Origin of the sequence: uncultured Methanobrevibacter sp., assembly GCF_934746965.1 — an archaeon.
Taxonomy (GTDB): Archaea; Methanobacteriota; Methanobacteria; order Methanobacteriales; family Methanobacteriaceae; genus Methanocatella.
Map to the genome: position 1 here is coordinate 1 of NZ_CAKVFS010000010.1, position 14,365 is coordinate 14,365.

The following is a 14,365-nucleotide window of genomic DNA, read 5'->3' on the forward strand; positions in this document are numbered from 1 at the left end:
GTTCCACCACCTACAACATTTGCAATTTCATCTATTTTTTTAATTTTCCACTTATCTGAAAACTCCAAAAACCGTAATTTAGGAACTAATTTTTCTTCACTCATTAAAATCAATCCCTAAAATAATGGTGCTTTTATGCCTAATTCATCACAGTATTTTTTAATTTCTGCATCAACTTCTTTCATTTCTTCAGAAATTTTTTCAAGTTCATTGCAAACTTCATTTAAGTCTACTGGTTCTTCTTCTTCAAATGTATCAACGTAACGTGGAATGTTTAAGTTAAAATCATTCTCTTTAATTTCTTCAAGTGATGCTCTGTGTGAGTATTTGTCTATTTCTTCACGGTTGATGTATGTGTTGACTATTTTATTAATATCTTTTTCACGTAGCCTGTTTTGATTTTTAACTTTTTCAAATTCCTGTGAAGCATCAATAAATAATATGTCTTCGTTTTCTTCACGGCATTTTTTAAATACTAATACGCATGTTGGGATACTTGTTCCGTAGAATAGATTAGATGGCATTCCTATTACTGCATCAAGGTAATTTCTTTCATCAATTAGGAATCTTCTGATTCTTCCTTCTGCTGCTCCTCTAAATAATACTCCGTGAGGTAATACTATTGCCATTGTTCCGTTTTCATCCAAGTGATAAATCATGTGTTCTACAAATGCATAATCTGCTTTTGATTTAGGTGGTAATTTTCCTGCTGCACTGAATCTTTCATCATCTAGGAATTTTTTATCTGAGGACCATTTTGCTGAAAATGGTGGATTTGCTACTATTGCTTCAAATCTCATGTCCATGAATTGTGGTTCTTCTAAACTGTCTCCTTGACGGATTTCAAAGTCATTGAAGTTTACATCGTGAAGAATCATGTTCATTCTAGCTAAGTTGAAAGTTGTTTGGTTTAGTTCCTGACCATAAAAGTCTGTTACTTTTACTTCTTTACTTACACGAAGTAAAAGTGATCCTGAACCACATGTTGGGTCATAAACTGATTTTAACCTATTTTTACCAACTGTTACTAGTTTTGCTAAGATTTTACTTACTTCTTGAGGCGTGTAAAATTCTCCTGCTTTTTTACCTGCATCTGATGCAAATTGGCCTATTAAATATTCATATGCATCTCCAAGAATGTCGTTTTCATCATTTTCAAGTTCAAAATCAATTTCAGACAAGTGTTTTATTATTTCTGCAATTACTTTGTTTTTATCAGACACTTTTCTTCCTAGTTTGGAGGATTGCAGGTCTACATCATCAAAGAGGTTTTCAAAGTCCTGTGCACTTTCTCCACCGATTGAAGAGTCTCCTACTTTTTTAAATGCAGTTTCAACATTTTGAATTAAGTCTTCATCTCCAACTTTTGCTTGGTTAACTAAATTTGAAAAAAGATATTGAGGTTCTATAAAGTACCCTAAATTTTCAATGGCTTCCTCTTTTAAATCATTCTGAAATTCTTCTATTTCATATGCTTGTTCAAAAGTTAAACCATCTTGTTTTAATTCATTTGTTAACCTTAAATCAATTTTTTCAGATAGATATTTGTAGAAAATAAATCCTAAAATGTAATTTTTAAATTCATTTGCATCCATTTTTCCACGTAGTACATCTGCTACTGCCCATAGTTTTGCTTCTAAATTTTGTTGCTTGTCTGACATTTTAATAATTCCTCACTAATTTATCCAATAATGCTTTTTGTGCCTTTTTATTGTTTTCTATTGATTTTAACTTTAATTGAATTTTATCTTCCAGTAATTTCAATAATTTACCATATTTCTTTTGATTTTCATAATCTGGAATTGGCAATTTAACTTCTTGTATATATCTAGTTCTAATATATTTTGCGAATGAACCTTCAATTAACTTATTTAGTTCTCGTCTGAATATGCTACTTTTTAAAAGAAGAACCATGAAATCAGGATCTATATTTTCATGTAATCTTATAATTGCATATCTATCTGGAATTATTAATCCTTTTTTTGTAATTTTAGTTACTCTAGTTGGATCAAAAAGAGAAACAATAATATCATTTTCTTTTGAAAAGTATTTCTCAAATTTTTCAAGATAAATATTATCTGAAACTGTTCTAGATTCACAGTCAAACTTTAAAAAATCATCAGAGTATGTTTTGTGAATCACAACTTGTGATTCACTATACTCATCATCATATCTGGATAATCTAACTCCTGAAAAAACATCAGCTATCTGAGATAATTTTTTTGTTTCTATTTAGATTCCCCCTGAATTTTTTTATAAAGAACATCTTAACCTCCTAGGTGTGAAACCACAATCAAATCTATCATGATATTCTATTTTAAAATGATGTACTAATGAAAAGCTGTTCATTAAATTGTATGTTGAAGGTTTTTGATTGAATTTACATCCGCATTTCACACGAAGATTACGATATACATCATTGTAAATTTTCCCATAATCTATTATTTTAGTTAATGGAACTTCATCTAATCCATTGTATCTAACTCCATCTACAAACCTTAAATTTTTATTTTTTGTTAATAATAACTTATCATATTCACTTTCAAGTAGAGCATAGGATTTATTATATAATGCTCTTGAAAAATCTCCAAAATCATCTATTCCAAATATTTCCAATATTTTAGCTCGATATCTATTTTCATACTGGAATCCAACTAATGGAAGTTCAGACATTTTATCAAAGTTATTAATGATTTTTAATGTTTGATATAGACTTCCACTATCACGTTCATGGTTGATAAAATAGTTTAATCCAAATTTTACAGCATCATTATCTTCTAGTGATCCAATATTTGATATTTCCTTTCTAAGTATTTCATGTTCTTCCAATACTCTTTCATAGTCTGCAAAGGTTAATGGTTCATATACTTCATATTTTCTGAAGAGATTAAATATATCACTTTCATCAAATACTGTTCTTTTAATTCCATGGCGTATAGTAAGTTCCAATGCATTTTCAGAAATTAAATATTCATGATTATTGTTATAAACCACTAATTTATTATTATACCTATCAAAAGTTATTCCATCGTCGTTTAATTCTTGTATTTTTTGTTGTGTAGTTTGTTTACTCATTTTAATACCTTTTGTTTTTTTATTTAGAAAAAAAACTGCCAGTAAACATGAAAACAAATTTTATATTTTCCATTTTGAATTTCAAAATTAAACAACAGATTTAATAATGTTGAAATAAATAGAATAAAGTGCAATCAATTTACTTGTCATGTTTACATGGCAAGTTTTTTTATTCTTAAATTAATTTTGTCCTATTTTTGTAGGACAAATTATACTTTATACTTTTTAGTATATAAATGTTTTGTCCTAATCAATTAGGACAAAAAATTAAATTAATGCAAATTTATCTACCAAATTAATAATCTTATTTTTCAACAAATCTGCTTTATGTCTACGTTTTAAAAATCCTAAATCTTCATTAAAAGACTTTCTGATCTCATCATCATATAATTTACCACTATATTCATATTCTGCAATAACTTCCCTAGTCTTTTCATCAGATAAATTCTCAGAAGCCACTAAATCACTAATTTCCTTATTTTTTTCTTTTTCAAAGTATTTAGGCAATTCCTCATCAACATCAATAGGTACATCTGACTCAACAATATTTTCATGTATAAACTTATCAATAAGCTCAGCTTTACTTTTAAGATCATGGGAAGCCTGCATTAAATCATGAATTAACCTTACATCTTTCTTAAATGAAGCATCTTTCGGATCTAACTCTTTTAAAAGAGTTAAAATATATGAAACATTAATATTGTCCTGTCTCGTAAGTTCTATTTCAAAATCAATATCATTTAAAATACTTGATTTTTTAGGACTTTCCCTGCGAACATATTTATCATGCAAGTCCAAATATTTGCTTTTATAATCATTTACTTGTTGTTCATCTAAGTTTAAATCATCATAACTAAATTCTGCAAATGTAGTCATGCGATTTAATACTCTAAGAATATTTTTAAAATTCAATACAAATTTTGCTTCATCATTTTCATCTTCCAATAAATCAACATCCTGAACTTCAGGTACAAGATTTAAAAGTCTACTTACACATTTATTGAATTTTTCAACATAATCTTCATAAGGAAGTGTTACAATGTATCCTGAAGCATCCCCATCTGAAAAAAGCCTAATTGCTTCATCTGTACGTTTTTTAAGATTCCTAAAACAAACAATATTTCCCTGTGTTTTTTTAACATCATGCACCCTGTTTGTTCTTGAGAATGCCTGAATTAAACTATGATACTGTAAATTCTTATCAACATACAGTGTATTTAATAAAGGATTATCAAAACCAGTCAAAAACATGTTTACAACTAAAAGAATATCAATCTGTTTATTTTTACTTCTTTTACTTAAATCAACATAATATGAACCAAAATCATCTGTTGAAAAATTAGTTCCAAACATTTCATTATAATCTTCTATATGGCTTCCAAGATTATCTCTAGGATGTTTATTGCCTTCTTCCAAATCTACATTATCCCCATATGAATAGATTGAGGCAATTTTTAAATCTGGACTTTTCTTTTTAAAAATCTTATAATATTTATTTAATACCGGAACTGATGAAACACAAAACATACTTGTAAATTCTTTGTGATATGTTTTATTATCATGATATTTAATAATATAATCAACAATTTTCTCTAATCTTTCTTCAGATTCCATAACTTCCCTTGTATCAATAGCTTCAACTTCAATATCTGTTTTAACTCTACTTTTATATGTTCCTACATAATCTATCGAAAATCCTAAAACATTTTCATCATGAATTGCATCTTTAATTAAATAAGAGTGTAAACATTTTCCGAATAAATCCTGTGTTGTTCTTGAGTTATTTGCATTTTCTGCAAAAATTGGAGTTCCTGTAAAACCATAACAGCAAATATTGTTAAAAAAATTAGTTATATCTTTATGCATGTCTCCAAATTGGGATCTGTGACATTCATCAAACATTAAAACCATAGAAAGATCTTTATAGTTTTCCAATTGTTTTGCCTTACCTTTTACAGCACGATGCAATTTTTGTATTGTTGTGATTATAAGTTTATTTTGACCTTTTAATTGCTTAATAAGTGCTTTTGTATTGTCAGTACCATCTACTGCACCTGCTGAAAAACTATTAAACTCTTTAGTTGTTTGATAATCCAAATCATTTCTATCTACAACAAACATTACTTTGTCAATATCATCTCTTCCAGCTAATATTTGACAAGCTTTAAATGAAGTTAAAGTTTTTCCAGAACCTGTAGTGTGCCATACATATCCATTGGTTTTATTTGAAACACTTTCAAGAATAGATTCAACTGCATAATACTGATATGCTCTTAAAACCATTAATGATTTTCTTGTTTCATTTAAAACTATGTACTGTGAAATCATTTTAGACAGATGGCATTTTTCTAAAAATGTATCTGCAAACTCTTCCAAGTTATTAATATTCTTATTATCCTTATCTTTCCAGAAAAAGGTAAAATTATAGTTTAATTCTTGATTATTTGAGAAAAATTTAGTATTAACACCATTAGATATTACAAAAATCTGAACATAATTAAATAAATTATGGAATGAATGTAATTGGTATCTTTGAATTTGTTTAAATGCTTGTTTTAATTCTACACCACGTTTTTTAAGTTCTATTTGAACTAAAGGCAAACCATTAATAAGAATAGTTACATCATACCTGTTTTCATGTTTTCCTTTCATTGTAATTTGGTTTGTAACCTGAAAAATATTTTTACACCATTCTTTCTTATTTAAAAATTTAACATAGAATGTTCCTTCTTCACGAGAAAGTTCATATTGATCTCTAAGCTTTTTAGCTTTTTCAAAAATAGAACCTCCCTGTAAATGAATAAGAATCTTTTTAAATTCATCATCATTAAAAGTAGTATTATTAAATTTTTCCAACTGCTTTTTAAAATTAGATTCCAAGTCTGTTTCATCTTTAATTAAAACTCTATCATAACCACCATCAACTAAAGTTTTAATTAAATTATTTTCTAAAGCAGCTTCACTTTGACTAGCCATAATATCACAACAATATTTAAATCATTTAGAATATTTGTTGTGCTAATTATATACAAGTTACTATTAAAAAAAAAGAAAATGGATTAAATTAATCCAAAATATCATTCATGTGTTCTACTCTTTTATTAACAAGTTCTGTAGTTCCCACATCACTTCTATGGTAAACATTACCTTTTATGCAATCACATGCTTTTTCAGCTATTTTTTCAGCTTCTTCAATACTGTCTCCACTAGCTACAATACCTAATGCTCTGGAAGTTGAAAGGTGTATTCCATCATCTTCTAAACCTACTGCTGCATAAAATACTTTAGCTCCTAATTCTTCAATAGCTTTTTCATCAACTTCAATGAGTTCTCCACCGTGAGAAGTTTCCGGATATCCTTCAGGAACTATATATTTACATACACTAGCTTTATCGTTGAATTCTACAGTATCTAAGTTACCATCAACTATAGCTTGACATACATCAGCTAATGGTGTTTTAAGTAATGGTAGAACATTCATAGCTTCAGGATCTCCAAATCTTGCATTGTATTCAATTAATTTAGGTCCATCTGCAGTTAACATAAATTGTCCGTAAAGAATACCTTTATATGGTTCAGCTTCTTTTGCAATAGCTTCTAAAGTAGCTTCCATTATTTTTACTGCAGCATCATAATTTTCCTGAGATAAAAATGGTAATAATCCTCCTTTATCAGAGTAAGAACCCATACCTCCAGTAATTGCACCTACATCTCCTTCAAAAGCATGAGGATGGTCTTGCGCTGCAGGCATTGGTGCTAAGTGTGTTCCATCACAGAAAGCTTGAATTGTAAATTCTTCACCGATTAATCTTTCTTCAATGATAACTTGAGTAAATCCGCCCATTGCATTGTCGATTACTTCTTTTGAATATTCTTTAGCTTCATTATTGTCTTTTAAGTGGTCACCTACAATTTTAACTCCTTTTCCACCAGTTAATCCCACAGGTTTTACTACAACATCTCTATCAAAGTCATCTAGAAATGCAGAGACGTCTTCATAATTATCAAATACTTTATAGACAAGTGATCCTTCAATATTATAATCTTCAAATAGTTTTCTCATAAAAGATTTATCTGTTTCTATTCTTGCTGCACTTTGAGATGGTCCAACACATTTAATTCCATTTTTTTCAAGTTCATCAACAATTCCTTTACCTAAAGGAGCTTCCGGACCTATAAATGCTATGTCAATATTATTATCTACAGCAAACTTGGCTACTTTTTCTATTTCTCCTTCATCACCTTGTGCAAATTCAGCTATTTTTGAAATACCTGGATTTACCTTACTCATATAACAATATAATTCAACGTCATTTTTAAGTGCATCAGCTATTGCATGTTCACGAGCACCAGTTCCAACTACTAAGACCTTCATTAACAATTCTCCAATTTTTATATATTATATATTTATATAAATTGACATTAAAATATATTACCTATATTTTAAAGGAGAAATCTAATGGAATTAAACAATAACATGAAAGAGATTACAGGTGACCCTAAGAAAGCTGTTAAAAAACTGGCATACCCCATTATAATAAGTATGCTTCTCATAATGAGTAATAATTTAATTGACAGTATATGGGTTGCAGGATTAGGTCCTGACCAATTAGCAGCTATTGGTTTTGTAACACCATTATTTCTTATTTTAGTTGGAATTGGAACTGGTATTGGAGCAGGTGTAAATTCCTTGATTTCTCGTTATATAGGTAGTAAAAATCAGCTAAAAGCAAATGATGCAGCAATTCAATCTGTAGTTTTGGGAATAATAGTATCCATAATAGTTACAATTATTTTTGTAGCAATTTTAGAACCTACTTTATATATTATGGGTGCTAAAGAGGTAATTAACTATGCTTTAGCTTACGGAGAGCCTCTTTTCATATTTGCAATTATTACAATACTTCCTGTAGCTTATGCCGGAATTTTCAGAGCAGAAGGAGATATTAAAAGAGCTACATTACCTATGTGTATTTCAGCTATTTTAAACATGATTTTAGATCCTATTTTTATTTATACTCTAAATTTAGGAATAGCTGGTGCTGCAATAGCTACTTTACTTAGTATTCTAGTTGAATTACTCTTAATACTTTATTGGATGTTTATTAAAAAAGACACCTACTTCCAATACACATTTAAAAACTTTAAAATAAATTTTGGAATGTATAAAGAGATTTTAAATGTTGGAATTCCAGCAGGTCTTGAAGAACTTTTAATGGCTGTTGTTGCAATTATAGTTAACATTATTCTTGAAATAACTGGAGGAACAAATGCTGTAGCTACTTATACTATTGTAATGAGATTAGTGAGTATTGCTATAATGCCGACTATTGGAATTGCAACTTCAACAATTACTGTTGTTGGAATAGCTTATGGAGCAAGAAATTATAAAAATATTAAAATAGCTACAAGATATTCAATTAAATTAGGACTTATATTTTCAATTGTTACTTCATTAATATTTATTGTATTTTCTAATCAGATTGCATATCTATTTTCATATTCATCAAACAGCAGTTCTCTTGCACCAACAATCAGTTATATTTTAAACTTTGTCTGGCTTTTCATAATTCCAGTAGCCTTTGGTGCAACAGCAAGTTATGCATTCCAGGGAATGGGTAAAGGATTAACAAGTTTTGTTTTAACAATGCAAAGAGAAGCTATTTTAGTGATTTTATTTACATTTGTACTTGGAATAAGTTTAGCTTTAGGTGTTCGTGGTGTTTATTACGGAGTAGTTATTGGTAATGCTATCGGATCTGCTGTAGGTCTTTTTGCTATTGAAAGGTTTATTAAAAAACTTTTAAAATAATTATTTGACCTCATTTTCTTTTTTTATAATTGTATAAAATCCAAAAGTTTATATACCAACAATTGCATATGCAAGAGTAATACTTGCATGTGCAAGAATTGAGGTGAAACATGACAGAAAATTCAAATGTAGAATTAATAAGAGGAGACCCAAAAAAAGCTATAAACAAATTAGCTTACCCAATTATTGGTAGTTTACTTTTAGTAATGTTAAATAACATAATTGACAGTATATGGGTTGCAGGACTAGGTGCAGACCCATTAGCTGCAATAGGATATATTACTCCACTATTTATGATTTTAGTAGGAGTAGGAAACGGTATTGGAGCCGGTGCAAATTCACTTATCTCAAGATATATTGGAGCTCAAGACAAAAATAAAGCAGACAAAGCAACAGCACATTCATTAATATTAAGTATTATAATATCAATCGGATTCATGGTACTTTTCCTTATAATTTTAGACCCAATATTAAAAATAATGGGAGCTAGCGAAGTATTAAGTTATTGTAAACAATATGGTGTTGTACTATTTATCTGGACCTTTGCATTAGTAATACCATCAATTATTGGAGGAATATTTAGAGCTGAAGGAGATGTAAATAGAGCAACAATCCCTCTTGCAGTTACAGCTATTGCAAATATGATTTTAGATCCAATATTTATATACACATTAGGACAAGGAATCGCAGGTGCAGCTATGGCAACAGGAATAGCTGGATTTATCGGTCTTTTAATGCAAATCTACTGGATATACATTAAAAAAGACACCTATCTTTCATATTCTCTTAAAAACTTTAAAAATAACATGAAAATGTATTTAGATATATTATCCGTAGGAATTCCAGCTAGTTTAGAACAACTTATTATGTCTGTATTAGCTATTGTTATTAATTTTTTATTAACTATTGTATCTGGAACAACAGCAGTTGCAGTATATACTGCAGGCTGGAGAATTATCTCAGTTGGAATCATACCTGCAGTAGGAGTAGGAACAGCAGCAGTTACAGTAGCTGGAGTAGCTTATGGTGCTCGTAATTATGATAAAATAAAAACAACAGTAAGATATGCTGTTAAAATTGGATTTATTGTTTCATTAATTACATGCTTATTAATTCATTTCTTTGCTGGTCAAATTGCATACATATTCTCATATTCATCAACTAGTGCTGCATTAGCACCATTAATCACTGATTTCTTAAAAATAATGTGTTTATTTGTATTGTTTGTTCCATTTGGTGCAACTGCCGGAAGTGTATTCCAAGGACTTGGAAAAGGAACTATTTCCCTTGTATTAACAACATTCAGAGAATTAATATTAGTTTTAATATTTGCATGCCTATTAGGATTAGTATTTAATATGGGTGAAATTGGAGTATATACTGGAATGCTTATAGGAGGACTTATTGGTTCTATAATAGCCTATGGAATTATTGAAATTTATGTTAAACGTTTAATCAAGAGGAATCAAAATGGGAATTGAAGATGAAAAAGATATTCCTACAATTCCCCTTATTGGAACAATACACCGGAAATATGGAATATTCATAAATAATAAAATGAAAGAGTATAATTTAAGTTTTGGACAATATCCTCTTTTAATAAGACTTTATAAAGAAGAATCCTCCACACAACAAAAACTAGCTACAGTTTTTCAAATTAATGAAAGTACAGTGACAAGAGCATTAAACAAATTAGAAGAAAAAGAATACATTGAAAAACATCCCGATTATGAAAATAAAAGAAAAAATTATGTTAAAATCACCCCGAAAGGTGCTAAAATAGCCGAAAAGGTTATGGACTATGATAAAAAATGGGATGAAATATGTGCTGAAAACTTAAGTGATGAAGAATTTGAAGAATTTAAAAATACTCTTAAAAAAATATATTCAGCAGTTATAAAAAGAGAAGAAAAATGAGATTAAACTCATTTTTACATTTTTTCTGGAGCTGGAACTCCTAAAATGTCTAATGCATTTTTTAAGGTAGTTTTAGCTCTATCTACTAAAATAAGTCTTGTATCTTCTACATCTGAACCAATAACTTGTTCGGATTTATAGAATTTATTAAATGCACTAGCTAAGTCTTGACAATATTGTGTAATATTGTGAATCCTTTTTTTGTTAGCACAGTCTTCAATAACTTGTGGGAATTTAGCTATTATCCTAATTAAATCTTTTTCATCATCATTAGGTACCCATTCATCAGATATTTCTAAAGAAGAGACATCTTTAGTTGATTTTTTAAGTAATTTACATGCTCTTGCATGAGCATACTGAATTGAAGCACAACCTCTCTCAAAGCTTAATGCTTCATCCCATTTAAAGGTCAAATGTTTTTCTGGAGATAATTTAGCTATAAAGAATCTGATAGCTCCCACACCAATATCTTCAGCCATTGGTGCAATTTCTTCATCAGTTAAATCAGGGTTTCTAGATTTGATTTCACTAGCTGCTCTTTTTACAGCTTCATCAACTAATTCATCTACAGAGATAAATACTCCTTTTCTTGTAGACATTGATCCTTCTGGAAGAGTGATAAATTCATAAAAGATTACTTCAGGAGGAATTTCCCTTAATATTTCCTTAAAGATTACATTAATTTGTTGAGCTGCTAATTTGTGGTCTGAACCTAAAATATCTAAAACCACATCACCTTGAGTAGCTTTGTATCTATGGTAAGCTAAATCTCTTGTTGAGTAAAGTGAAGTTCCATCAGATCTTCTAAGTACAAATTCTTTTTCAATTTGGAAACAGGTTAAATCAATGTATGTTACATCTCCATAAGAGACAAATCCTTCATGGTCAAAGTAATCAACCATTTTATCTACTTCACCACTTCTTACAAACTGACCTTCCCATACAAAGTCATCATGGTCAATATTAATTCTATGAAGTGTTTCCTTAATTCCTAAAAGACAACTTTCAACTACTTCTTCAAAAATCTTATTTAACTCAGGTTCTGCTCCACCTTCATATCTTTCAATTAGATTATCTACATGTGAAACCAAACTTTCATCTTCATTTAATTTTTGATTAGCTTTAAAGTACAATTTCCCAATTTTATGGTCAATTTTGTCTCCTTCCTGATCTTCAATTTTTAAACCAAGTTCAGTAATTCCAAATACAATAATAGCTATCTGTCTACCCATATCATTTACATAATACTGTGTTTCAACATCCCTACCTGCTAACTTTAAAAGACGATTTAAAGAATCACCAAAAATAGAATTTCTTACATGTCCAATATGTAAAGGTCCATTTGGATTAGCAGAAGTATGTTCCAATATTATTTTTTCACCTACTTCTGGAAGCTGACCATAATCATCTCCCACATACTCTAAAAGTTTTTTAGAAAAAGTTGAGTAATCAATGAAAAAATTGACATAAGGACCAATAGCTTCCACTTTTTCAAAAATTTCAGGAATTTCAAGTTTTTCCACAATTTCAGAAGCTATAATATTTGGAGCTTTTCTTAATTTTTTAGCAAGAGAAAATGCAATAGTACTAGCTAAATCCCCCATATCTGGATTTGGAGGAAACTCTAATCTAAAATTTTTCTCATCTTCAACTTGGAAATTCTCCAAAGGAACATCAACATCAAATTTTTCCAAAGCATCACTTATAGCATTAATTGCTTGTTTTTCTATTTCAAAATACATTAACTCACCTTTAAATTACAAACCTCTTAACCAAAGAGAAATATTTCCAATATATGGAATAACAATAGGATGACCATCCCAGGTTAAAACCCTTTCATTTATTTGATCTGCTGTTGCATAATATGGGTCAGGATGACTATTATGGTCTCCTTTAATCATATAATACGTTGTTCCATTAATTTGGGTAATATTAATTACTCTATGAATTACAGGTTCACTATACCATGTTGCATTATAAACAACTATATCTCCTACCTGTACATCATTTGGATCAAATTCATGAATTCCTAAAAAATCAGCCTTTTCAACAGCTACAATATCTCCCCTGTAAAAAACAGGTTCCATACTTCCAGAAACAACTACATTTAAGTGTTGTGCAGCTACTAAAACTACTGCAAGAATAACGATGTAAGATATGATTTCTTTATAATCTGTCACGCTAACACCTTAATAGTTAATTATATATTAATAATTATAAATAAGTTAGCTAAATTTTCAATTAAATAAAAAAAAATAGTTGAAGATAATATCATGGAGATATTATCCTTTTTTCTTAAAAGCTACTTCCAAAGCTATTTCAATAGCTTCAGCAGTTTGTGTTAAATCTTCCATACTATGAGCGCTTGAAATAAAGTTACATTCAAATTGGCTTGGTGGAATAAATACTCCTTCTTTTAATAATGCTCTAAAGTATCTTAAGAATCTTTTCGCATCAGAATTATGTGCATCTTCATTATCATAAACTGGAGCTGGATTGAAATATATTTGGAACATAGACCCGCAACCTACAGGAGTAATATTATAACCTTGCTCATCAATAACTGACTGAATATTACTTCTTAAAAAGTTACCTTTTCTTTCTAAATCCTTATAAAATTGATTATCCAATTGTTTTAAGGTGGAAATTCCTGCCTGAACAGATATAGGATTTCCACTAAATGTACCTGCCTGATAAACTGGACCATTAGGTGCAATTAACTCCATTATTTCCTTTTTACCTGCAAAAGCACCCATTGGTAAACCTCCACCTACAATTTTACCCATTGTAGTTAAATCAGGAGTTACACCATAATATTCTTGAGCTCCACCTCTAGCTAATCTAAAACCAGTGATAACTTCATCAAATATTAATACAATACCATTTTCTTCTGTAATCTCTCTTACAAACTCTAAAAATCCCTCTTTAGGTTCAATGCAACCAATATTACCCATAACCACTTCCATAATAAGACAAGCTATATTATCACCTTCCCTTTTAATCAAATCAGCTAATGCTTCTTCATTATTAAAAGGAACAGAATAAGTATTTTTAGCTGTATCAAGAGGAATCCCATTAGTATCTGGAATGCAAGGTTGACCTGGCTCTCCTTTAACTAAAGTATAATCATGAGCTCCATGATATGCACCATCAAATTTAATAATTTTATCTTTACCAGTAAAACCACGAGCTAATCTAATAGCACTCATAGTAGCTTCCCCACCACTATTTACAAATCTAACCATTTCAGCACTAGGTATTCTATCAACAACTTCTTTTGCCAAAATAATTTCATTTTCAGTTGGAGCACCATAAGCAGACCCAATAGTTAATTGATTAGACACTTCCCTAACTACTTTAGGATCTGCATGTCCAAGTATTAAAGGACCATAAGCTAAACAATGGTCAATATACTTATTTCCATCAACATCATATATTTTTGAACCACTAGCTTTTTCAACAAAAAATGGATATGGTTCAAATGCACGAACTGGAGAACTAACTCCACCAGGTATGAATTTTTTAGATTCTTGGAATAAATCTTTAGAAGACATATTATCA

At 29.5% G+C, this 14,365-nt stretch carries 11 protein-coding genes; 3 read left to right on the forward strand and 8 right to left on the reverse strand.

Translation table 11 applies throughout. The features are described from left to right. Positions 1-116 precede the first annotated feature (116 nt). From Q0984_RS08205 to purD, 5 genes are all read right to left on the reverse strand, one after another. Positions 117-1,661 (reverse strand): type I restriction-modification system subunit M, encoded by a 1,545-nt coding sequence (locus tag Q0984_RS08205; RefSeq protein WP_299526298.1) that lies wholly within the window; start codon positions 1,659-1,661, stop codon positions 117-119. Between the two features lies 1 nt (position 1,662). Then, entirely contained in the window at positions 1,663-2,232 is a 570-nt protein-coding gene (locus Q0984_RS08210; RefSeq protein ID WP_365907283.1) for a restriction endonuclease subunit S, read from the reverse strand. A 21-nt stretch (positions 2,233-2,253) separates the two neighbouring features. Further along, positions 2,254-3,075, reverse strand: a complete 822-nt coding sequence (locus tag Q0984_RS08215) for a hypothetical protein (RefSeq protein WP_299526299.1) — start codon at positions 3,073-3,075, stop codon at positions 2,254-2,256. A gap of 267 nt (positions 3,076-3,342) precedes the next feature. Beyond that, the gene (locus Q0984_RS08220) at positions 3,343-6,051 is read right to left on the reverse strand and encodes a type I restriction endonuclease subunit R (protein WP_299526301.1); all 2,709 of its coding nucleotides are present in this window, start codon (positions 6,049-6,051) and stop codon (positions 3,343-3,345) included. A gap of 88 nt (positions 6,052-6,139) precedes the next feature. Next, on the reverse strand, positions 6,140-7,450 hold the full coding sequence (gene purD / locus Q0984_RS08225; RefSeq protein WP_299526303.1) for a phosphoribosylamine--glycine ligase: 1,311 nt from the start codon (positions 7,448-7,450) through the stop codon (positions 6,140-6,142). Positions 7,451-7,534: 84 nt separating this feature from the next. On the opposite strand from purD, the gene Q0984_RS08230 reads away from it, so the two are divergent. The 3 genes from Q0984_RS08230 (at position 7,535) to Q0984_RS08240 (ending at position 10,804) form a co-directional block, all read left to right on the forward strand. After that, complete coding sequence (locus Q0984_RS08230; RefSeq protein WP_299526305.1) at positions 7,535-8,887, forward strand: MATE family efflux transporter; 1,353 nt, start codon at positions 7,535-7,537, stop codon at positions 8,885-8,887. 110 nt (positions 8,888-8,997) lie between these two features. Further along, positions 8,998-10,368, forward strand: coding sequence for an MATE family efflux transporter (locus tag Q0984_RS08235; RefSeq protein WP_299526307.1), 1,371 nt, complete (start codon positions 8,998-9,000; stop codon positions 10,366-10,368). Beyond that, on the forward strand, positions 10,358-10,804 hold the full coding sequence (locus Q0984_RS08240) for a MarR family winged helix-turn-helix transcriptional regulator (RefSeq protein WP_299526309.1): 447 nt from the start codon (positions 10,358-10,360) through the stop codon (positions 10,802-10,804). Before Q0984_RS08235 ends, Q0984_RS08240 begins: the two co-directional genes overlap by 11 nt. Before the next feature lie 14 nt (positions 10,805-10,818). On the opposite strand, the gene argS is transcribed toward Q0984_RS08240, so the two are convergent. From argS to hemL, 3 genes are all read right to left on the reverse strand, one after another. Continuing rightward, positions 10,819-12,546, reverse strand: a complete 1,728-nt coding sequence (gene argS, locus Q0984_RS08245; protein ID WP_299526311.1) for an arginine--tRNA ligase — start codon at positions 12,544-12,546, stop codon at positions 10,819-10,821. A gap of 15 nt (positions 12,547-12,561) precedes the next feature. Continuing rightward, a complete protein-coding gene (locus Q0984_RS08250; RefSeq protein ID WP_299526313.1) occupies positions 12,562-12,984 on the reverse strand; it encodes a signal peptidase I in 423 nt (140 codons plus the stop codon). A gap of 102 nt (positions 12,985-13,086) precedes the next feature. Continuing rightward, the gene (hemL, locus tag Q0984_RS08255) at positions 13,087-14,358 is read right to left on the reverse strand and encodes a glutamate-1-semialdehyde 2,1-aminomutase (protein ID WP_299526315.1); all 1,272 of its coding nucleotides are present in this window, start codon (positions 14,356-14,358) and stop codon (positions 13,087-13,089) included. Positions 14,359-14,365: the final 7 nt, after the last annotated feature.

Bases quoted from the DNA above. Each gene is read 5' to 3' on its own strand.
- Q0984_RS08205 (WP_299526298.1), bottom strand. From the start codon at position 1,661: ATGTCAGACAAGCAACAAAATTTAGAAGCAAAACTATGGGCAGTAGCA.
- Q0984_RS08215 (WP_299526299.1), bottom strand. From the start codon at position 3,075: ATGAGTAAACAAACTACACAACAAAAAATACAAGAATTAAACGACGAT.
- Q0984_RS08220 (WP_299526301.1), bottom strand. From the start codon at position 6,051: ATGGCTAGTCAAAGTGAAGCTGCTTTAGAAAATAATTTAATTAAAACT.
- purD (WP_299526303.1), bottom strand. From the start codon at position 7,450: ATGAAGGTCTTAGTAGTTGGAACTGGTGCTCGTGAACATGCAATAGCT.
- Q0984_RS08230 (WP_299526305.1), top strand. From the start codon at position 7,535: ATGGAATTAAACAATAACATGAAAGAGATTACAGGTGACCCTAAGAAA.
- Q0984_RS08235 (WP_299526307.1), top strand. From the start codon at position 8,998: ATGACAGAAAATTCAAATGTAGAATTAATAAGAGGAGACCCAAAAAAA.
- Q0984_RS08240 (WP_299526309.1), top strand. From the start codon at position 10,358: ATGGGAATTGAAGATGAAAAAGATATTCCTACAATTCCCCTTATTGGA.
- argS (WP_299526311.1), bottom strand. From the start codon at position 12,546: ATGTATTTTGAAATAGAAAAACAAGCAATTAATGCTATAAGTGATGCT.
- hemL (WP_299526315.1), bottom strand. From the start codon at position 14,358: ATGTCTTCTAAAGATTTATTCCAAGAATCTAAAAAATTCATACCTGGT.